The organism is Streptomyces sp. NPDC058464 (assembly GCF_042721035.1).
Lineage (GTDB): Bacteria > Actinomycetota > Actinomycetes > Streptomycetales > Streptomycetaceae > Streptomyces.
This window is the reverse complement of record NZ_JBHXMA010000005.1, coordinates 309,460-329,199: the sequence shown is the minus strand read 5'-3', so window position 1 is coordinate 329,199 and position 19,740 is coordinate 309,460. Positions and strand designations below refer to the sequence as shown.

17 protein-coding genes and 1 pseudogene are annotated in these 19,740 nt (G+C 72.6%); 13 read left to right on the top strand and 5 right to left on the bottom strand.

Annotated elements, in window-relative coordinates; translation table 11 throughout:
• Positions 1 to 176 precede the first annotated feature (176 nt).
• The 4 genes from ACFWPQ_RS10220 to ACFWPQ_RS10205 all read left to right on the top strand — a co-directional run bounded on the left by ACFWPQ_RS10220 (position 177) and on the right by ACFWPQ_RS10205 (position 7,039).
• On the top strand, positions 177 to 1,373 hold the full coding sequence (locus tag ACFWPQ_RS10220; protein ID WP_384031882.1) for a permease: 1,197 nt from the start codon (positions 177 to 179) through the stop codon (positions 1,371 to 1,373).
• A 56-nt stretch (positions 1,374 to 1,429) separates the two neighbouring features.
• Positions 1,430 to 1,954 (top strand): class I SAM-dependent methyltransferase, encoded by a 525-nt coding sequence (locus ACFWPQ_RS10215; protein WP_384031880.1) that lies wholly within the window; start codon positions 1,430 to 1,432, stop codon positions 1,952 to 1,954.
• Positions 1,955 to 2,093: 139 nt separating this feature from the next.
• A complete protein-coding gene (locus ACFWPQ_RS10210; RefSeq protein WP_384031938.1) occupies positions 2,094 to 3,671 on the top strand; it encodes an adenosine deaminase in 1,578 nt (525 codons plus the stop codon).
• Positions 3,672 to 3,802: 131 nt separating this feature from the next.
• Positions 3,803 to 7,039: an ATP-binding protein gene (locus tag ACFWPQ_RS10205; protein WP_384031878.1), complete on the top strand. Its 3,237-nt coding sequence runs from the start codon at positions 3,803 to 3,805 to the stop codon at positions 7,037 to 7,039.
• On the opposite strand, the gene ACFWPQ_RS10200 is transcribed toward ACFWPQ_RS10205, so the two are convergent.
• Entirely contained in the window at positions 7,017 to 7,811 is a 795-nt protein-coding gene (locus ACFWPQ_RS10200; protein ID WP_384031876.1) for an ABC transporter permease, read from the bottom strand. The genes ACFWPQ_RS10205 and ACFWPQ_RS10200 overlap by 23 nt on opposite strands.
• Positions 7,808 to 8,812 (bottom strand): ATP-binding cassette domain-containing protein, encoded by a 1,005-nt coding sequence (locus ACFWPQ_RS10195; RefSeq protein WP_384031874.1) that lies wholly within the window; start codon positions 8,810 to 8,812, stop codon positions 7,808 to 7,810. Before ACFWPQ_RS10195 ends, ACFWPQ_RS10200 begins: the two co-directional genes overlap by 4 nt.
• A 144-nt stretch (positions 8,813 to 8,956) precedes the next feature.
• On the opposite strand from ACFWPQ_RS10195, the gene ACFWPQ_RS10190 reads away from it, so the two are divergent.
• From ACFWPQ_RS10190 to ACFWPQ_RS10175, 4 genes are all read left to right on the top strand, one after another.
• Positions 8,957 to 9,913, top strand: a complete 957-nt coding sequence (locus ACFWPQ_RS10190; protein WP_384031872.1) for a sulfite exporter TauE/SafE family protein — start codon at positions 8,957 to 8,959, stop codon at positions 9,911 to 9,913.
• 80 nt (positions 9,914 to 9,993) lie between these two features.
• A complete protein-coding gene (locus tag ACFWPQ_RS10185; RefSeq protein WP_384031871.1) occupies positions 9,994 to 10,362 on the top strand; it encodes a peptidoglycan-binding protein in 369 nt (122 codons plus the stop codon).
• An 89-nt stretch (positions 10,363 to 10,451) separates the two neighbouring features.
• Positions 10,452 to 10,937 (top strand): TrkA C-terminal domain-containing protein, encoded by a 486-nt coding sequence (locus ACFWPQ_RS10180; RefSeq protein WP_361286312.1) that lies wholly within the window; start codon positions 10,452 to 10,454, stop codon positions 10,935 to 10,937.
• Between the two features lie 6 nt (positions 10,938 to 10,943).
• Positions 10,944 to 12,185: a cation:proton antiporter gene (locus ACFWPQ_RS10175; RefSeq protein WP_384031869.1), complete on the top strand. Its 1,242-nt coding sequence runs from the start codon at positions 10,944 to 10,946 to the stop codon at positions 12,183 to 12,185.
• A gap of 20 nt (positions 12,186 to 12,205) precedes the next feature.
• Here ACFWPQ_RS10175 and ACFWPQ_RS10170 read toward each other — a convergent pair.
• Positions 12,206 to 12,450, bottom strand: a pseudogene (locus tag ACFWPQ_RS10170) (ATP-binding protein); the annotation flags it as partial.
• 296 nt (positions 12,451 to 12,746) lie between these two features.
• On the opposite strand from ACFWPQ_RS10170, the gene ACFWPQ_RS10165 reads away from it, so the two are divergent.
• The 4 genes from ACFWPQ_RS10165 (at position 12,747) to ACFWPQ_RS10150 (ending at position 15,595) form a co-directional block, all read left to right on the top strand.
• Entirely contained in the window at positions 12,747 to 13,631 is an 885-nt protein-coding gene (locus tag ACFWPQ_RS10165; RefSeq protein ID WP_384031867.1) for a hypothetical protein, read from the top strand.
• 85 nt (positions 13,632 to 13,716) lie between these two features.
• Entirely contained in the window at positions 13,717 to 14,373 is a 657-nt protein-coding gene (locus ACFWPQ_RS10160) for a DUF433 domain-containing protein (protein WP_384031936.1), read from the top strand.
• Entirely contained in the window at positions 14,363 to 14,749 is a 387-nt protein-coding gene (locus tag ACFWPQ_RS10155) for a toxin-antitoxin system, toxin component, PIN family protein (protein ID WP_384031865.1), read from the top strand. Before ACFWPQ_RS10160 ends, ACFWPQ_RS10155 begins: the two co-directional genes overlap by 11 nt.
• Positions 14,750 to 14,833: 84 nt before the next feature.
• Complete coding sequence (locus ACFWPQ_RS10150) at positions 14,834 to 15,595, top strand: metallophosphoesterase family protein (protein WP_384031863.1); 762 nt, start codon at positions 14,834 to 14,836, stop codon at positions 15,593 to 15,595.
• Between the two features lie 64 nt (positions 15,596 to 15,659).
• Here the strand turns inward: ACFWPQ_RS10150 and ACFWPQ_RS10145 are convergent, their stop codons facing one another.
• Together ACFWPQ_RS10145 and ACFWPQ_RS10140 are read right to left on the bottom strand one after the other, a co-directional pair.
• Positions 15,660 to 16,427 carry a TIGR03943 family putative permease subunit gene (locus ACFWPQ_RS10145; RefSeq protein WP_384031861.1) on the bottom strand — a complete coding sequence of 256 codons (768 nt, stop codon included), beginning with the start codon at positions 16,425 to 16,427 and terminating at the stop codon, positions 15,660 to 15,662.
• Positions 16,424 to 17,467 carry a permease gene (locus ACFWPQ_RS10140; RefSeq protein WP_384031859.1) on the bottom strand — a complete coding sequence of 348 codons (1,044 nt, stop codon included), beginning with the start codon at positions 17,465 to 17,467 and terminating at the stop codon, positions 16,424 to 16,426. The genes ACFWPQ_RS10145 and ACFWPQ_RS10140 overlap by 4 nt, the downstream gene beginning before the upstream one ends.
• 171 nt (positions 17,468 to 17,638) lie before the next feature.
• On the opposite strand from ACFWPQ_RS10140, the gene ACFWPQ_RS10135 reads away from it, so the two are divergent.
• Positions 17,639 to 19,567: an NAD-binding protein gene (locus ACFWPQ_RS10135; RefSeq protein WP_384031934.1), complete on the top strand. Its 1,929-nt coding sequence runs from the start codon at positions 17,639 to 17,641 to the stop codon at positions 19,565 to 19,567.
• The last annotated feature ends 173 nt before the right edge of the window (positions 19,568 to 19,740 follow it).

The following is a 19,740-nucleotide window of genomic DNA, read 5'->3' as shown; positions in this document are numbered from 1 at the left end:
CCCCGAAGACCCCGAAGCCCCTGGCGGCCGTGGCAGCCGGGACGGCAGCCGGAGTGTACTGCCGTCGGCGCGCGAACAGGAGGGGCGCGCCACCCGGATGCTGTGGCCTCACTGGCCTCATACCCTCCAGGGGTATATAACCTGATGGTCGCGATCGGCTGCGAAGGGCGGACACCATGCATGCGATCGGGCACGCGCTCTCCATCGCCGGATCGATGACCTGGGAGATCACCTGGGCGTTGATCCTCGGCTTCACGCTCTCCGCGGTCGTGCAGGCCGTGGTGCGCCGGGAGACGGTCGTACGGCTGCTCGGGGACGACCGGCCCCGTACGCTCGCGCTGTCCGCGGGGTTCGGCGCCGCCTCCTCGTCCTGTTCCTACGCCGCCGTCGCCCTCGCCCGCTCCCTCTTCCGCAAGGGCGCGGACTTCACCGCCGCCATGGCCTTCGAGATCGCCTCCACCAACCTCGTGATCGAGCTGGGCGTGATCCTGGCCCTGCTGATGGGGTGGCAGTTCACCGCGGCGGAGTTCGTCGGCGGCCCGATCATGATCGTCGTCCTCGCCGTGCTGTTCCGGGTCCTGCTGCGGGAGCGGCTGTTGCGGCAGGCGCGGGAGCAGGCGGACCGGGGGCTCGCGGGCTCCATGGAGGGGCACGCGGCGATGGACATGTCCGTGGGCGGCGAGGGCGGTTTCGTGCGCCGGCTGCTCTCCCGGGACGGGTTCACGTCCGTCTCCCACATCTTCGTCATGGAGTGGGCGGCGATCCTGCGCGACCTGGTGGCGGGCCTGCTGATCGCCGGGGCGATCGCCGCCTGGGTGCCGGACGACTTCTGGCGCAGCTTCTTCCTGTCCGGCCATCCGCTCGCGGCCAAGCTGACCGGGCCGCTGATCGGGCCGCTGGTGGCCATCGCCTCGTTCGTCTGCTCGATCGGCAACGTGCCGCTGGCCGTGGTGCTCTGGAAGGGCGGCATCAGCTTCGGCGGCGTCATCGCCTTCATCTACGCCGACCTGCTGATCCTGCCGATCCTCAACATCTACCGGAAGTACTACGGCACCCGGATGGCCGCCTTCCTGCTGGGCACCTTCTTCGTCTCGATGGCGGTGGCCGGCTATGTCGTGGAGCTCGTCTTCGGGGGGCTGGGGCTGGTCCCCGACCAGGCCGACGCGAAGATCCCCGACGACGGGATCAGCTGGAACTACACCACGTACCTCAACATCGCCTTCCTGCTGCTGGCCGCCGCGCTGGTCGTACGGTTCCTGCGCACCGGCGGCCCGGCGATGCTGCGGATGATGGGGGGCTCGCCGGAGGACGGGGAGCAGGGGCACGAGCACGACCACGGGCACGGGCACGGGCCCATGCACGACGCGGACTGACTGGGCGCCGATCGGGGGAGAACGTCCGGGTCCGACCCGTTCGCCGTGGAGACATCGTGGAAGAGGATCACGTGGAACCCACCCGCGACCTCGCCGTCGCACCCGCCGTGCGGGCCGTCTACGGGCCCCAGGACCTCAGCTCCGCCCCGGCGTTCAGAGGCGGGTTCATCAACTTCGGCCACTGGGACGGGATCCCGCTGGACCGCCCGCTGACCGCCGAGGACCGGGTCCGCAGCCGGCGCAACCTCTACCGTCGCGTGCTCGGCACCCTCGACGGGACGGACGCCCGTGCGGTCGAGGTCGGCTGCGGGCCGGGGATCGGCGCCGCGCTCGCGCTGGAGGAGTTCGGGTTCGCCGCCGTGACCGGTCTGGACATCCACCCCGAGCAACTGGAGCGGGCCCGCCGGGCCAACGCCGGCCTGCACGCCCGCGCTCCGGAACGGCTGGACTTCGCACACGGGGCGGCGGAGCGGATGCCGACCACGGGACGGGACAGCCGCACCGCACGCACCGCTGCGCCCGCTCGGGTGGCTCCGCGGTGCGAGCCGCGTGGCTGTCCCGTCCCGGCCGGGCCGACTTGATGATCATCGGTCCGTGACGACCTACGACGGCACTCGCACTGCCGGCCAACCACGCCGCACGGCGCCCGCCGTCGCAGCCGCCGCCCAGTACCCGGCCCTCGCCCGCCCTCTCGCCCGCGCCCTCGCCGCGGCCCTGACCCTGCTCTGCTGCTCCCTGCTGACCTGCCTGTCGGCCGCACCACCCGCGGCCGCACAAGCCGAAGCCGCGCCCCCCGCGGCCCCACAAGCGGGGGCCCGGTCGGCAGCACGTCCGCCGACGGATGCCGAAGCCCGCACCGACGCCTACCTGGCGTCGCTGCGGACGGCCCAGGACCCCCGGGCCCTGCGCAGGTTCTTCCGGAAGCTGCCCAAGGGCGGTGACCTGCACAACCACCTCTTCGGTGCGGTCAGGACCGAGTACCTGATCGCGCTCGCCGCCGAGGACGGGCTGTGCGTCGACACGGCGACGCTGACCGCCGTCGTACCGCCCTGCGGCCCCGGCACCCGGCCGGCCGCCGACGCCCGTGACGACCGTGACTTCCGCGAGGCGATCCTGCGGGCCTGGTCCATGTACGGCTTCCCGCCGGACCAGAGCGGCCACGACCACTTCTTCGCCACGTTCGACAAGTTCGGGCTGGTGCCCTCGCTCCATCCGGGCAAGGTGCTCGCCGAGGTCGCCGACTCGGTCGCGGCGCAGCACCAGTTCTATCTGGAGACCATGGTCAACCCGGCCTCCGACCGCGCCGAGCAGCTCGCCGACGAGGTCGGCTGGGACCCCGACCTCGCCGCCCTGCACGCCAGGCTCGTCGAGGGCGGCGGGCTCGACGAGGTGGTCGCCGACGCGCGCCGGGCGACGGACGACGCCGACGCCGGGTTCCGGGCCGCCGCCCGCTGCGGCACCGACCGCCCCCGCCCCGGCTGCCGGCTCACCGTCCGCTTCGTCTACCAGGCCTTCCGCGGCGAGTCCCGGGAACGCGTCTTCACCGAACTGGCCCTCGGCATGCGGCTCGCCGAACGCGATCCCCGTTTCCTCGCCGTCAACCTCGTCCAGCCCGAGGACGGGCCCGTCGCGCTCGCCGACTACACCCTGCAGATGCGCATGGTGAGGTACCTGCACACGGTCTACCCGAGGGCCCGTGTCACGCTGCACGCGGGCGAGTTGCGGCCCGGACTGGTGCCGCCGGAGGACCTGCGGTTCCACATCCGGGAGGCCGTGGACATCGCCGGCGCCGAGCGCGTCGGCCACGGCGTGGACCTCCGCCACGAGGACGACTGGCAGCGGACGGCCCGCACGATGGCCGCCCGGCGGATCGCCGTCGAGGTGCCCTTCACCAGCAACGCCCAGATCCTCGGGGTGCGCGGCGCCGCGCACCCCTTCGACACCTACCGGTCGTACGGGGTGCCGGTCGTCCTGGCCACCGACGACCCCGGCGTCTCCCGCACCGACATCAGCCACGAGTACCAGTACGCCGCGGAGACCTACGGCCTGACGTACCCGGAGCTCAAGGACCTGGCCCGGGCCTCCCTGGAGTACGCCTTCCTGCCCGGCGGCAGCCTCTGGCAGGGCAACCCGACGCGCGACGGCTACCGTCCGGTCGCCGCCTGCGCGGGGCAGCTGCCCGGGAGCGGCCGGGCGCCGGGCGTGGAATGCCGGCGCCTGCTGGACGCGAGCACGAAGGCCGCGGTGCAGTGGCGCGAGGAGGCGGCTTCTGTGGCCTTCGAGCGGACCACGCGGTAGTTGTTCGACTGCCGCGCCGTCGTGGCTGGTCGCGCCCACGCGGTGGAGCCGCATATTGATACAGCCCCGCGCCCCTGACGGGGCGCTGCCGAACCGCAGCGGACTTCGCCCGAGCCGCCTACTCTGCACGGGTGACCACCACCCATACCACCGAGCTGACCCTGCTGCCCCGAGTCGCCTGTCGTGGACGGGAGGTCACCGCGCCCCGGCTGCGCGGGCTGCTGGCGCTGCTCGCGGCGGAGTTGCGCACCGGCTGCAGCACCGGGCGGCTGGTGGAGGGGCTCTGGCCGGACGAACTGCCGGAGCGGCCGGGCAAGGCGGTGCAGATCCTGGTGTCCCGGCTCAGGTCGCAGCTGGGTGCCGAGCTGATCCTGAGCACGCCGACGGGATACCGGCTGGGGCTGGAGGAGATGGCGGTCGACAGTTCCGCGCTCCTTGTGCACGAGGCTGCCGCCGCCGAGCGAGCCCGGGCCGGGGACCACGAGGGATCCCTGGCGCGGGCCGTCGCGGGGCTGGCGCTGTGGGACGGGAGCGTGGGCGCCGGGGCGGACGAGGAACTGCGCGACCCGGTGGCGGCGTTGCGGGCCGAGCGGGTGCGGGCGTACCGGGCGCTGGTGCGCTCCCACGCCCTCGCGCTCGCCCGGCTGGGCCGTCGGGCCGAGGCCACCGCGCCGCTGACCGAGCTGAACCGGGAGCTGCCGCGGGACGAGGAGGTGCTGGCGGAGCTGCTGCGCTGCGAGGCAGCCGGCGCGGGGCGGGCGGCGGCACTGACCCGGTACGACGGCTACCGGCGCCGGTTGCGGGACGAGCTGGGCAGTGACCCGGGGCCGCAACTCCGGGCCGTGCACCAGGAGTTGCTGAGTGCGGACGCGGTGCCGGTCCGACACGGGGTGCCGCACGAGCCGAACCCGCTGCTGGGCCGGGACGCCGACGTCGCCGCCGTGGCCGGGCTGCTGCGCGGCGCCCGGGTGGTCACCGTCGTCGGCCCGGGCGGGCTCGGCAAGACCCGGCTCTCGCACGCGGTGAGCCGGGCGGCCGAACAGCCCGCCGTCCACTTCGTCACCCTGGCCGGTGTCACCGACGACGACGTGGCGGACGAGGTCGCCGCGGCCGTCGGCGGCGGGGAGGGCCGCCAGCTCCCGGGCGGCGGCCAGGACACGGTGAGCGGGATCGTCGCCGCGCTGGGACCGGGTCCCGCGCTGCTGGTCCTCGACAACTGCGAGCACGTGATCGCCGGCGCGTCCGCTCTCGTACAGGCACTGGTGTCACGGTCGAGGGAACTGCGGGTGCTCGCCACCAGCAGGGCCCCGCTCGGCCTGACCTCGGAGTCCGTGTACGCGCTGCCGGAGCTGTCCCTGGCGACCTCCGTGGAGCTCTTCGGGCAGCGGGCGCGGGCCGCCCGGCCCGGCGTGGAGCTGCCCGCCGACCGGGTCGCCGAGATCTGCCGTCATCTGGACGGGCTGCCGCTGGCCGTGGAACTGGCCGCGGCCCGGGTGCGGGTGCTCTCCGTGGCCGACATCGCGCACCGGCTGCGGGACCGTTTCGCGCTGCTGCGCGGCGGCGCCCGGGACGCCCCCGAGCGGCATCGCACCCTGCGGGCCGTGGTCGAGTGGAGCTGGAACCTGCTGGAGCCCGAGGGACGGGCGGCGCTCCGGGCGCTGTCGGTGTTCCCCGGCAGCTTCGACGCGGCCGCGGCGGAGTACGTGGTCACGGCCACCGACGGCGAAGGCGAAGGCAACGGCCACGGAGACGGCCACGGCCACGGCGACGGCGACGGCGACGGCCTGGACGCGATGGAGCTGCTGGAGCAGTTGGCCGGTCAGTCGCTGATCAAGGTGGGCGAGGGGCCCGCCGGGGTGCGCTTCCACATGCTGGAGACGCTGCGGGAGTTCGGCGCCGCCCGGCGGGCGGAGGCGGGCGAGGACGAGGCCGTGACGGGCCGGTTCCTCGCCTGGGCCCGGGACTTCGGCCGGGCCCACCACGCCTGGATGTACAGCACCGACGCGCTGTCCTCCTTCGACCGCGTCCGCGCCGAGCAGGACAACCTCGTCCTCGCGCTGCGGCACGCCCTGGCCCGCGCCGACGGACCGGCCACCGCCGCCGTCACCGCCGTACTCGCCTCCCTGTGGTCCGTCGGCAACAGCTACAGCCGGTTCATCACCCTCGCCGCCGAGACCGGTGGGCCGCTGTCCCACTTCCGCCCGGGACCGGAGCACCCCGAGGACGTGGAGGCGGCCCGGAGCGCGGCGGCGGTCTGCGCGGCCGGTCTCTTCATGGGCTACGGCCCGCACGCCGTACGCCAGCTCGTCACGCTGCGCCGCCTGCCGACCGTCCCGGCGGACACCGTGCCGCGGGCCCTGGCCGCCGTGCTGTGCGCGGTCCCGGACATGCGCCCGCCGCGGTACGAGCGGCTGGAGGAGCTGTGCGACGCCGACGAGCCGCTGCTGGCGGGCATCGCGGCGGGCGTCGCCAGCTACCTGTGGGAGTCCGCGTACGAGACGGAGCGCGCGCTCCAGTACGCCCGCCGGATGGTCACGGTGGTGGAGCCGCTCGGCAACCCGATCATGCTGCTGCTCAGCCATGGGCGGATGGGCGAGCTGTGCCTCAAGACGGAGCGCGGCGCGGAGGCGTACGACCATCTCCGGGCCGCGGACGCGCTCGGTGACGCCGGTACCTGGTCGGACGCGATCGGCGTCCGCTTCGCGCTGGTCTCCGCCTGCCTGCAGCGCGGGGAGATCGAGGAGGCGGAGTACTGGCTGGGCCGTGCCGCCCCGGACCGGCAGCCCGACTCCCCGCAGGTCTTCACGCCCGAACTGCTCCAGGCCCGGGCGGAGATCGCGCTGGCCCGGGGGCTGACCGAGGTCGGCCTCGGCCTCTGGCGGCAGGCGGCGCTCGGGATCCGGGAGGCCAGTGCGCAGGCCGCGGACGACCTCTTCCTGGACTCGTGGTCCCTCCACCTGCAGGCGGCCGCGCTCGCCGCGCACGCGCAGCACGGCCGGCTGGAACCGGTCGCCGAGCTGGCCGGGCAGCTGCGGGAACGCCTGCTCCGGATGCTGTCCGGCGACGCTTCCGGTGCCGGGGACCTGCTGGAACTGCCGGTCTACGGCGCGGTGCTGCTCGCGCTCGGCCACGCCGGGCTGGCCGGTGGCGACACGGCGGCGGTACGGCTGCTGGCGCTGGCGGAGCAGCTGCCGGTGATGCGGGACCTGCCCACCCTCTCCTCGGCCCGGTCCCGGCAGGCGGCCGAGAACGCGGACAGGGCCGCGTACGCCGACGCGAGGTCGGGGTACGCGGCCCTGGGGCCGGATCAGCTGCGGGCGGCGGCCCGGCAGGCGCTGCACGGGCTCACTGCCGGGGCTCACGGCTGAACCGCGCCTTGGACCACAGGTAGCCGAGGACGGTCAGGCCCAGGCCCCAGGCGAGGGCGAGCACCGCGTTCTTCGTGCCGATCCCGCTGCCCAGCAGCAGACCGCGCAGGGTCTCGATGAAGGGCGAGAAGGGCTGGTACTCGGCGAACCAGCGGAACCAGCCCGGCATGGCGTCCACCGGCACGAACGCGCTGGACAGGAACGGCAGCATCACCAGCGGCGTCCCGATGTTGCTGGCGCCCTCGGCGTTGGGGCTGATCAGGCCGATGCCGACGGCGAGCCAGGTCAGCGCCAGGCTGACCAGGGCCATCAGTCCGGCCGCCGCGAGCCACTCCACCGGCGACGCATCGGGCCGGAACCCGATGGCGAGTCCGATACCCAGGACGAGCACCAGCGCCATCATCGTCTGGATCACGCTGCCGACCACGTGGCCGATCAGCACCGAGGCGCGGGAGATCGCCATGGTGCGGAAGCGGGCCATGATGCCCTCGGTCATGTCGGTGGCCACCGCCACCGCGGTGCCCAGCGAGGTCATCGCGGCGGTGAGGAAGAGGATGCCGGGGACGAGGTAGGCGACATACGCGGACCGGTCGGCGTGGCCGCCGGTGAGGCCGGCGCTCATCACGTTGCCGAAGACGTAGACGAAGAGCAGCAGCAGGATGACCGGGGTGAGCAGGAGGTTCAGGGTGAGGGAGGGGTAGCGGCGGGCGTGCAGGAGGTTGCGCCGCAGCATGGTGAGGTTGTCGCGGAGGGCGTAGGAAGCGGTGCTCATCGGACGGTCTCCTTGGCGTTCTTGGCGCTCTTGGCGGTCTTGTCGGTCGAAGTGGCGGGGCTGCCGGTCAGGGCGAAGAACACGTCGTCCAGGTCGGGGGTGTGCACGGAGAGTTCGTCGGCCTCGATGCCGGCGGCGTCGAGCCAGTCGAGGATGGCGCGCAGCTCGCGCTGGCTGCCGCCGCTGGGGATCTGCAGGGTGAGGGCCTCGTCGTCGCGGGTGGTCTCGCGGAGCTCGGTCGCCGCCCGCTCGTACGCCACCGGGTCGGAGAACCGCAGCCGGACGTGCCCGCCCGGGACGAGCCGCTTGAGCTCCTCGGCGCTGCCCTCGGCGACGATCCGGCCGCCGTTGAGCACCGCGATGCGGTCGGCGAGCTGGTCGGCCTCCTCCAGGTACTGGGTGGTGAGGAAGACGGTGGTGCCGCCGGAGACCAGCTCGCGGATGATCTGCCACATGGTGTGGCGGGAGCGCGGGTCGAGACCGGTGGTCGGCTCGTCGAGGAAGATGATCCGCGGGCTGCCGACCAGGGTCATGGCGATGTCGAGGCGGCGCTTCATGCCGCCGGAGTAGGTGGAGGCGGGCTTCTTCGCGGCCTCGGTGAGGTCGAACCGCTCCAGCAGTTCGGCGGTGACCTGCCGTCCCCGCTGCTTGGAGAGGTGGTGCAGGTCGGCCATCAGGAGCATGTTCTCCTCGCCGGTGATCAGTCCGTCCACGGCGGAGAACTGACCGGTGACCCCGATGGCGGCCCGTACCCGCTGGGCCTCGGCGGTGAGGTCGTGCCCGGCGATCCGGGCCTCGCCGCCGTCGGCCGAGATCAGGGTGGACAGGATGTTGACCACCGTGGTCTTGCCGGCGCCGTTCGGTCCGAGGAGGGAGAAGATCGTGCCGGCGGGCACCCCGATGTCGATGCCGTCGAGGACGGTCTTGTCCCCGTAGGCCTTGCGCAGCCCGGTGGCCGCGATCGCGAGTTCGCGTCCTTGCTCGTGTTCGTTCGTCGTCATGCCGCAGAGCGTGCGGCCACGGCGGTTCAGCCCGGCTTCAGTCCGGTTTCAGCCGGGCCGAAGCCGGGCGGGACGGCCTCGGAGCACTGAAACCGGCGGCCTTCCATACATTTCCCATAGGAAAGGTGGCTAAGGTCCCCCACCATGGATTCCACCCTTCCGATCGTCATCGCGGGAGCCCTGGTCGGCTTCGCCGTAGGGCTCACCGGCATGGGCGGCGGAGCGCTCATGACGCCGATCATGGTGATGGTGTTCGGGGTGAATCCCACCGCGGCCATCGGCAGCGACCTGGCCGCGTCCGTGTTCATGAAGCCGTTCGGCGCGGTGGTCCACCAGCGGGCCGGGACCGTGCGCTGGGACATCGTGCGCTGGCTGCTGCCGACCGCCGTCCCGGCCGCCTTCGGCGGGGTGTTCCTGCTCCGCGCGCTCGGCGACGGCGACGACCTGCAGCAGCGCGTCAAGTACGTCGTCGGTACGGCGCTGATGCTCGCGGTCGTGGGCATGCTCGCCCGCATGTGGCTCGACCGCCGCCGCACCGCCGCGGACGGCATGGGCGGGGGCGACGGGGAGGACGCCCGGGTCCCCGTACGGCCCGTGGCCACGCTGCTCATCGGCCTGGTGGGCGGGGTGATCGTCGGGATGACCTCGGTCGGCTCGGGCTCCCTGATCATCGTGATGCTGATGCTGGCCCATCCGCGGCTCAAGGCCAACCACCTCGTCGGTACGGACCTGGTGCAGGCGATCCCCATGGTGGCCGCGGCCGCCCTGGGCCACCTGCTCGTCGGCGACGCCGACCTGGGGCTCGCGGCGACGCTCCTGATCGGCGCGATCCCCGGGGTGCTGCTCGGGTCCCTCGTCTCCAGCCGGGTCGCCGGATCCACGGTGCGCTGGGCCCTGGTCGTGCTGCTCACCGGGTCCGGTCTTGCGATGCTGAAGGCGTCGTCCACCGTCGTCGTGCTCGGCTGCCTGGCCATGGCGCTGCTCGGCGCGCTCACCGCCGTACGCGACCGGCGCTCGGCACGCGCCGAGCCGGCCGGAACGACGGCAACACCGGAAACACCGGAAACACCGGAGATGGCAGGCGTCCCCGGCTCCGGGTGACCGGGGGCTCCCGACTCGCGGGCGTCACCGCTCCCGCGCGACCATGGGCAGAAGTCGAGTCGCCCCCTGAAGGAGCGGGCATGAGACGAAACCGACTGCTCACCTCGGCCGCGGTACTGGGCGCGGCCGTCGCCCTGGGCCCGGCGGTGCCCCACACCGCCTCGGCCGCCTCCGGCCAGAGCTGTGCCTACGTGGCGTCGGGCTACCGGCCGACGCTCGCGTACGGCGCCACCGGAGCGGCGGTCAGACAGGCGCAGTGCCTCAGCAACGCGTGGGGCGGGGAGCCGCCCAAAGTCGCCGCCGACGGGTTCTACGGCACGGTCCTGCAGAAGAAGATCGAGTGGATCCAGACCTGCCACGGCCTGCCGGCCAGCGGAGTCGTCGAGGGCCGCACCTGGCACGTGCTGTACCACCCGGCGCTGGACTGCTACGTCCCCTACCCGTCCTAGGACCTGCCTCTCCCCCTCCCCCGTTAGGGTGTTGTTAAAGAAAGCGCAAAGAACCTGCGCGACGACACGACGAGACAGGGGAGACAGCCTTGGGGGCTCCACGCCTGAGCAGGACGCCGTTGCCGGGAATCGGGGTCCGTTACGACCTCACCACGCGGGAGCAGGACAGGGTGTCCGTGGTCGCGCACCGGGACGGCTCACGGATCCTGAGCGCCTACCACCGGGACGACCCCGACGCCTGCGCCCTGTCGCTCAGGCTGTCCTCGGGCGAGACGGCGGCGCTCATCGACGCGCTGATGCCGACCCACCACAGCCCGAACCTGCTGTCCACCACCGACCTCGGGCTGGTGGCCGAGCGGATCGAACTCTCCGCCACGTCGTACTGGAACGGCCGGCTCCTTGCCGAGACCCGGATGCGGACCGACACCGGCGTCTCCATCGTCGCCGTGCTGCGCCGCGCGGAGGCGGTGCCCTCCCCCACGCCCGGTTTCCGGCTCGCCGGCGGCGACACGCTCATCGTGATCGGCACCCGTGAGGGCGTCGACGCGGCCGCCGCGATACTCGGGCGGGAGTGAGTCCGCGTGCACGACTCCTCCGTCTTCCTGATCGAGTTCGGTGCGATCATCCTCGGCCTCGGCCTGCTCGGCCGGCTCGCCGGACGTCTCCGCTTCTCGCCCATCCCCCTCTACCTGCTGGCCGGGCTCGCCTTCGGCAAGGGCGGGTTCTACCCGCTCGGCACCAGTGAGGAGTTCGTCGCGATCGGCGCCGAGATCGGCGTCGTACTCCTTCTCCTCATGCTCGGCCTGGAGTACACGGCCAGCGATCTCGTCTCCAACCTGAAGACGCAGTACCCGGCGGGCCTGGTCGACGCGGCGCTGAACGCGCTGCCCGGCGCGGCGATGGCCCTGCTCCTTGGCTGGGGCCCGGTGGCGGCCGTGGTGCTGGCCGGCGTCACCTGGATCTCCTCGTCCGGGGTGATCGCGAAGGTGCTCGGGGACCTGGGGCGGCTCGGCAACCGGGAGACCCCGGTGATACTGAGCATCCTGGTCCTGGAAGACCTCTCCATGGCCGTCTACCTGCCGATCATCACCGCGCTGCTGGCCGGCGCCGGCCTCGCGGCGGGCAGCCTCACGCTGGCCGTCGCCCTCGGCGCCGCCGGGCTGGTCCTGCTGATCGCCGTCCGCTACGGCAGGCACATCTCGCGGTTCGTCTCCAGCGACGACTCGGAGAAGCTGCTCCTGGTGGTGCTGGGCCTGACCCTGCTGGTCGCCGGCATCGCACAGAAGCTCCAGGTCTCCGCCGCGGTGGGCGCGTTCCTCGTCGGCATAGCCCTCTCCGGCGAGGTGGCCGAGGGCGCCCACCACCTCCTCGCTCCCCTCCGCGACCTGTTCGCCGCCGTCTTCTTCGTCTTCTTCGGCCTGCACACCGACCCGTCGAGCATCCCGCCGGTCCTGCTGCCCGCGCTCGCCCTCGCCGCCGTCACCACCCTGACGAAGATCGCCACCGGCTACTGGGCCGCGAAACGCGCCGGGATCTCCGCCAAGGGCCGCTGGCGGGCCGGCGGCACACTGGTCGCCCGCGGCGAGTTCTCCATCGTCATCGCGGGCCTCGCCGTCACCGCCGGCATCGAACCCTCCCTGGGCCCCCTGGCCACGGCCTACGTCCTGATCCTCGTCGTCCTCGGCCCCCTCACCGCCCGCTACACCGAGCCGGTGGCCCGCCGCCTCACCGCCCGCACGAGAACCACCCAGACCCTCCCCGTCCCGGCCCCGGCCGCCCCGGCCGCTCCGGTCGACGACCAGGACACGGTCGGCCGGACGTGACCGGGCTCAGCGGGCCCCGGTCACGGCGAGGCGACGGGCGCCTCCACCCACACCGTCTTGCCCACGGGGTGACGAGGCGTGAAACCCCACCGCAGAGCCAGGGCATCCACCAGGAGCAGACCGCGGCCCGACTCCCCGTCAGGAGTGCACGAGGGCAGGGCGGCGGGCGGCCTTTTCACCGCCTCGGCATCCGCGACCTCGACACGGACCAGACCCCCGCCGCGGAGTCGAGGGCGAGCCGGAGACCGAAGTCGCGCCCCGGCATGACCGCGTCCGAGCCTGCCGGGTCCCGGTCACGGCCCGCCTTCCCGGTCCGCCGGATCCTTGTCCGCGAGGGCCCGGCGGGCCGCTGACCTCCGGAAAGAACCGGGGGAAAGAACCCCCCGCCCGCCCACCCTCCCGCGCGCCGAAGCCCGCGTCACCCGTCCGAGTGACCGGCTTGCAGGGGCGGGACACGGACCGTTACGTTCGCCGCGACAACCGCACACAGACTTCGGCCCCCGGCCGGGATTGCCGTCCCGAACGAGGGCCTGACCGATCAGGAAGCTACCAACCTTCCCAATGGCTGAGTCGCAGTCTAACGCGCGCCTGCGCGCCGACGCCGGAGCTCCGACCTCCGGCGTGATCCACGTCCGTACCCGCCTCACGGCCGACTTCACCGTGATCTCCAACGCCCTCGCCCAACGGCGCGGCAGCGCGGTCACGGTCGGAGTGGCGACGTACATCCTCTCCCTGCCCGACGGCACCGCCGTGACCATCACCGCCCTGTGCGAGCACTTCGACGAGGGCGAGATCCTCATCTCGCGAGCGCTCAGGGAACTGGAAGAGGCCGGGTACCTGGAGCGCCGCCGCGAGCGCCTGCCCTCCGGGCAGATCCGTACCCGGACGTACTTCTACGACGTCCCCGGCGGCTCTCCCGCCCCGGAGCCTCCCGAGCCGCCGAAGCCGCCCCACCCCCGCAGGACGAGGCCCGCGAGTGGCCCGGTGACCGCGCAGCCAGCGGCGCACACACCCCAACCGTCCGAGGCGGGACCGGAGACGGAGACGTCGGCTTCGCTCGCCGATGCCGACCCTCGTGCCATCGCCGTACTCACGGCACTGCGCCGCGTCGATCCGCGCCTGATCCTGTCCGGGCAGGAGGCCGCACGACTCGCACCGGCGGTCTCCGCATGGCTCGCGGCCGGCGTCGACGCGCACCGGCTCACCGAGTTCCTCACCGCAAGGCTGCCCGACCGTTTCCGGGCCCGCCCGGCAGGCATCCTCGCCTTCCGCCTGCGCGAGACGCCCCTTCCGGCCCCGCCCCCACTCCCGTCGAAGCGCCTCACGGACCGCCCGACCGTCCCGCCCTTCCAGACCTGCGACGGCTGCGACCGGGCGTTCCGCGCGCCGGAACGCGGACGTTGCCGGGACTGCCGGGCCGGGAACCATCTCCGTGCGGCCGGTTGAGCCGGTGGCCGGGTGTGCGGTCCACCCGCAGGTGGGAGGCTTGGTGTGCAACGATGCGAAACCCGGCATCAGGAGGAGGTGGGGCATGGTCGACAGATTCATGGACGGACTTCTGACACCCAGGGAAACGGCCTCCTACCTTGAGATTCCACAGTCGACTCTCGCCACGTGGCTGAAGGGTCAGGCCGCCGGAGCGCCGCTGGTCCACCAGGTGGAGCCGGTGCGGAAGGGGCAGCCTTCCGTTCCGTTCATCGCAGTGGCCGAGGCACACGTCCTTCGTTCTCTGCGTTCGCTGGGTCTTCGCATGAGCGAGATCAGGGAGGCGGCCGCCGCGGTACGGGACGCCTTCGACACCCCGTACGGTCTTGTGTCCAAGCGGATCGCCACGGACGGTGTGGACATCTTCGTCGAGCACGGGTGGGGGGATCTCCGAAGAGCCCGGGACGGCCAGGTTCCCATCAAGGAGGTCGTCTCCGACCACCTCCGTTACCTCACCTGGGAGCCCGGTGAGGACTTCCCCTCCAGCCTGCGGCTGCGACAGTATCCGGAGTCCGTCCCCGTCCTGATCGATCCGCGGTTCGGCCACGGTCTCCCCGTGGTGGCCGCCAACCGCGTCACGGTGAAGGCGATCACCGACCTCTGGGAGGCCGGGGAAACGGTCGAAGACATCGCCTACGACTACGACATGACGCCTGAGCAGGTGGATGCCCTCTGCCAGGCAGTGGTGCACCTTGCCGCCTGAGTTCTTCCTCGACCGGAATCTCGGTCGTCGTGTCGCCGAGGGGCTGAGGGCATACGGGTGGACGGTTCACCGGATCGGAGACGTCTTCCCGGACGACGGGCAGGACGTTCCCGACGAGAAGTGGATCACCTACGGTCTCGACCGAGCCTGGGTCCCGCTCTCGAAGGACGGACGGATCAAGGCCAGGGACCTGGAGATCCGGCCTGTCCTGGAGCGTGAAGCGGTGCTGTTCTACCTCGACAACCAGCAGCTTCGCAGCAGCGAGATGGTCGAACGGCTCGTCGCACGCGTCGATGCGATCCACCGGGCCCTTGAGAAGGGCGGCCCGGCGGCGTACGCGGTGCGCCACGACCGTATCGAGCGCACCTGGCCGTGAGGGCCTCGACCCGTCGATCAGTCTGAGCTACGCGCCGGGCGAAAGACCGCACCACGCGGCTGCCTTCACCTCACGGTGGTGACCATGCTGAACCGAGTAGCCGTCCTGTCCGACATTCACGGCGTACTGCCGGCCCTGGAGGCCGTACTCGCCGAACCAGACGTCAGCACCGCCGATCGCATCGTGCTCACCGGCGACATCACCGCCGACCCGCAACCGACCCAGGTGCTCGACCTGTTGACCGGCCTCGGCGACCGCGTCATCTGGGTCAGCGGCAACGCCGACCGCGAACTCCTCGAATTCCGGCGGGGGCAACGCGACACCATCCCCGATCCCATTGCCCCCTGGGCGGCCTCGCAGCTCCGTGAGGACCATCTGGACCTTCTCGGCTCGTTGCCACGATCACTCTCCCTGCCCGTGAACGGTTTGGGAATGGTGCTGTTCTGCCATGCCACCCCTCGCGACGACGAAGAGGTCGTCCTTGTCGACTCCCGCCTCGACCGCTGGAGGGAAGTCTTCGACGGGCTCGATTCCGACATCCGCACCGTGGTCTGCGGCCATACCCACATGCCGTTCGTCCGTCTCGCCCACGGCCGACTCGTGATCAACCCAGGCAGCATCGGCATGCCCTACGGACGAACCGGAGCACACTGGGCCCTCCTCGGTCCGGGAGTCGAACTTCGCACCACGAACTTCGATATCCAGAACGCAGTCACCCGGCTCGGCCAGGACTCGTCCTACCCCGACATCACCGAATGGGCCGACTACTTCCTGCACGCACGCGCGACCGACGCCGACGCCCTCACGGTCTTCGCCCCGCAGGACGGACGCGACCACAGCCCGTGACACGCGCGCCCCATCCACGACAGCGGGCAGCCGAACACCGCCTACGTCACCACCGCCAGGCCAGTCAGTTGTTCCAGGTCTCGTCGTACGGGTCGGCCGGGGTCGGGATCGGCTTGGCGTCGGTGACCTGGAGGAACGGGATCGGGCCGTTGTTCACCGGGTCGCGGGTCCGCTTGGTGGTGTAGGTGCCGGTCACCTGGAGCCAGGCGTCCGGCTGCAGGACCGGGGGGATCTTGCCGGTCAGGCCCACTTTCACCGGCTGGGCGTCCGCCGCACAGCAGTTGAGGGCCATGCGGACGAGATAGGGGGTGCCGGCCGAGTCGACGGCCACGAAACCCTCGATCCGGACCTGGTGGCCGGCCAGCGAACGGCCGTGGTCGTAGGCCGCGCGGCCCGCGTAGTCGACGAGGTTGAGCGGTATCGGGTCGGACTTGGGCAACTTCAGGTAGCCGTACGGCTGTTGCAGGGCCGTACCGGTCCGCAGCGCGCTGTAGGAGCCGAGCGCGGGCGGCGCGACGAGGATCAGGGCGAGGAGGGGGAGGACCAGCAGCCAGGAGATGCGGGGTTCGGGGTGGGCATGTGCCTCCGGATGCGTGTCCGGGTGCGCCTCGGTCTCGGGGTGTGCCTCGGGCGCGGCCCCCTTCCGGGTCCGGGCGCGCTTCCACTCGTACCAGGCCGTCGCCAGCGCCGCGACGATCAGGACGGCGCCCGCGGCCAGCACCAGCGGCTGCAGGCCCGCCTTGACGTAGCGCAGGTAGAGGTCGGTCCCGCCCGCGTGCAGCAGGGCCCCTCCGACCAGGAACATCACCGCCGCCTGTGCCTGCCGGTTCACAGCAGCACCGCCCCGGTCAGGACCGCGCCCGCGATCGCCGCCACGAAGGTGGCCGGGGCGAAACGCAGGGCGAAGCCGCGGCCGAAGGTGCCCGCCTGCATCGCGAAGAGCTTGAGGTCGATCATCGGGCCCACGATCAGGAACGCCAGCTTCGCGGTGAGCGAGAACTGGGTCAGGGAAGCCGCCACGAACGCGTCCGCCTCCGAGCAGATGGACAGGAGCACGGCCAGGACCGACAGGGCGAGGATCGCGACCACCGGGTTGGCGGCCGCCGTACGCAGCCACTCCGCCGGCGCCACCGCCTTCAGCGTCGCCGCGGCCATCGCGCCGAGGACCAGGAAGCCGCCCGCCTGCATGGTGTCGTGCCGGACGGAGGACCAGAACGCCTCCCCCTTGGTCTCGCCCTCGTGGTGCGCGTGCGCCGGCAGCCGCAGCCAGTCGGTGCGGCCGAGCCGCTGCCACAGCCAGCCCATCGCGCACGCCACCAGCAGGCTGCCGGCGAACCGGCCCACCACCATCTCGGGGTTGCGCGGGAACGCCACCGCCGTCGCCGTCAGCACGATCGGGTTGATGGCGGGGGCGGAGAGGAGGAAGGCGATGGCCGCCGCGGGAGTGACGCCCCGGCGGACCAGGGCGCCCGCCACCGGGACCGACGCGCACTCGCAGCCCGGCAGGATCACCCCGGCCAGCCCCGCGACCGGTACCGCCAGGGCGGGGTGGCCGGGCAGGGCGCGGGCGAAGAAGGAGGGCGGGACGAAGACCGCGATCGCCGCGGAGAGGAGCACGCCGAGGACGAGGAACGGGAGCGCCTGGACGACCACCGCCACGAACACCGTCATCCAGCTCTGCATCACCGGCTTGGACAGCGCGCCCCGCACCGGGCCCTGGAAGACCACGACCAGGAGGAGGAGCAGGGTCAGTGCCAGGGGCGAGTTGAGGTGCCAGCCCTCCTTGTCGGGCGGGGTTCCGGTGCCGTCGGCGCCGGGGGTCCCGTCCTCGGGCGCGGCCCCGGGCGGGGCGGCTTTCTCGGTGATGGCCACGGGTCGGATACCTCCGGCACTTCGGTCAGATCGGGGATTATGCTCCCTCCCCTTCCCTACGGGCGGTCAGGGGTGGCTGTTCACTTCGTTGCTGGAACCATGCGTCCCGTTGAGGCAGTCTTTTCCCTTGTGGCGAGTGTTCCGTATCAAGGTGGTGGCGGTCCGGCCCAGATGGTGGTGTGCGGGGACGACGGACTCGCGCACCGGCTGGCCGCCGAGTTGCGCACGGTCTACGGCGAACAGGTCACCCTTGTCGTGCCGCCGAACGTGCGCATCGCCCGGCCGCCGGTCGTCGGCCGCGCCCGGGCCGCCTCGGCCGCGCTGTTCGACCGGGTGGTCAGCGCGACCGTGGGACGGACGGGCGGGAACGGCGGCGGGAACGGCGGCGGTGGCGGAAACGGCGGTACCGGTACGGCTACCGGTGGCGTCGCCGGTGTCGCTGAAGGGCCGCGCGGGGAACGGGTGCTGGAGGCCGTCGAGGCCAATGAGGCGGTGCTCGCCGAGGCGGGTGTGGAGCGGGCCGCCGCGCTCGCGCTCGTGTACGACGACGACGAGACCAACATCCGGGCCGCCCTCACCGCCCGCCGGCTGAATCCGCGCCTGCGGCTCGTCCTGCGCCTGTACAACCGGCGGTTGGGGCAGCACATCGAGGAACTCCTCGACCAGGCGGCCGCGTTGGCGATCGGGGACGCGGACGGCGGCGGGGGCGGCGCGGTGGGGGACGCCTCCACGATCGTGCTGTCCGACGCCGACACCGCCGCGCCGGCGCTCGCCGCCACCGCGCTCGCCGGGCGCGGCAAGGTCATCCACACGGAGGGCCTGGTGCTGCGGGCGGTGGACCTGCCGCCGGGTGCCGACGCGGGGCAGAATGCCGCCGAACGGGGGCTGTTCCCGCTGGCGTTGCTCTCGCCGAACAGCACCGGGCCCGAGCCGGCCGAGGGCGTCCGGGCCCGGGGACCGCTGATGCTGCCGGACGGGGAGCAGGTGCGGGCGGCCGCGGGTGAGCGTGGCGTGATGGTGCTGGAGCACGTGTCGTCGTCCGCGGGGGCGGCGGAGCCGGCCGGGCGCGGGGTCGGGGTCGTACCGCCGCTGGCCTCGCTGTTCTCGCGGCGGCTCAGGTGGTCGCTGGCCGGGAGCGTGGCGTGCGTGGTCGCGCTGGCGATCGCGTTGTCGGTGGTGACGGGCCTCCATCCGGTACGGGCCTTCTACTACACGCTCCTCGACCTGTTCGCCATCGACGACCCCGCGATCGGGGCGCCGCTCGGCAGACAGATCCTGCAACTCCTTACGGGGCTGGTCGGGTTGCTGCTGCTTCCGGTGCTGCTGGCGGCGGTCCTGGAGGCGCTCGGGACCTTCCGGACGGCTTCCGCGCTGCGCAAGCCGCCCCGGGGGCTGGGCGGGCATGTGGTGCTCCTCGGGCTGGGGAAGATCGGTACGCGCGTGCTGACGCGGTTGCGGGAGCTGCACGTGCCCGTGGTGTGCGTGGAGTCGGATCCCGAGGCGCGCGGGCTGGCGGTGGCGCGGCGGCTGCGGGTGCCGGTGGTGCTCGGGGACGTGACCCAGGAAGGGGTCCTGGAGGCCGCGAAGATCCATCGGGCGCAGGCGCTGCTCGCGGTGACCAGCGCCGACACGACGAATCTGGAGGCCGTGCTGTACGCGCGGTCCGTGCGGCCCGATCTGACGGCGGTGCTGCGGCTGTACGACGACGACTTCGCGACCGCCGTGTACCGGACGCTGCGCGCGGCGCATCCGGATGCCGTCACCCGGAGCCGGAGCGTCTCGTACCTGGCGGCGCCGTCCTTCGCGGGGGCGATGCTGGGGCGGCAGATCCTCGGGGCGATTCCGGTGGAGCGGAAGGTGTTGCTGGTGGCGGCGGTGCAGGTGAGCGGGCATCCGCAGTTGGAGGGGCGGACCGTGGAGGGGGCGTTTCGGGCGGGGGCGTGGCGGGTGCTGGCGCTCGAGGGGCGGCCGGGGGTTGCGGCCGGGGAGTATGTGTTGCGGGGTGGGGATCGGGTGGTGGTGGTCGCCACCCGGAGGGGTCTGGCCGAGTTGTCCGGACGCCGGGTACCGCCCACCCACCCACCCGACTCGCTCGGTTGAGGGCTAGGAGGGGTGGGCGGGTTGCGGTGGCGTGAGTCCCTGCGGGTGCGCGGGGGCTGGTCGCGCCCACGCGGCGGAGCCGCATATCGGAACAGCCCCGCGCCCCTTTCGGGGCGCCTCACCTCACGGGCGTGTGAGCGCTGCTTGTTCGGCGGTGCGCCGTGTCCCTGTCG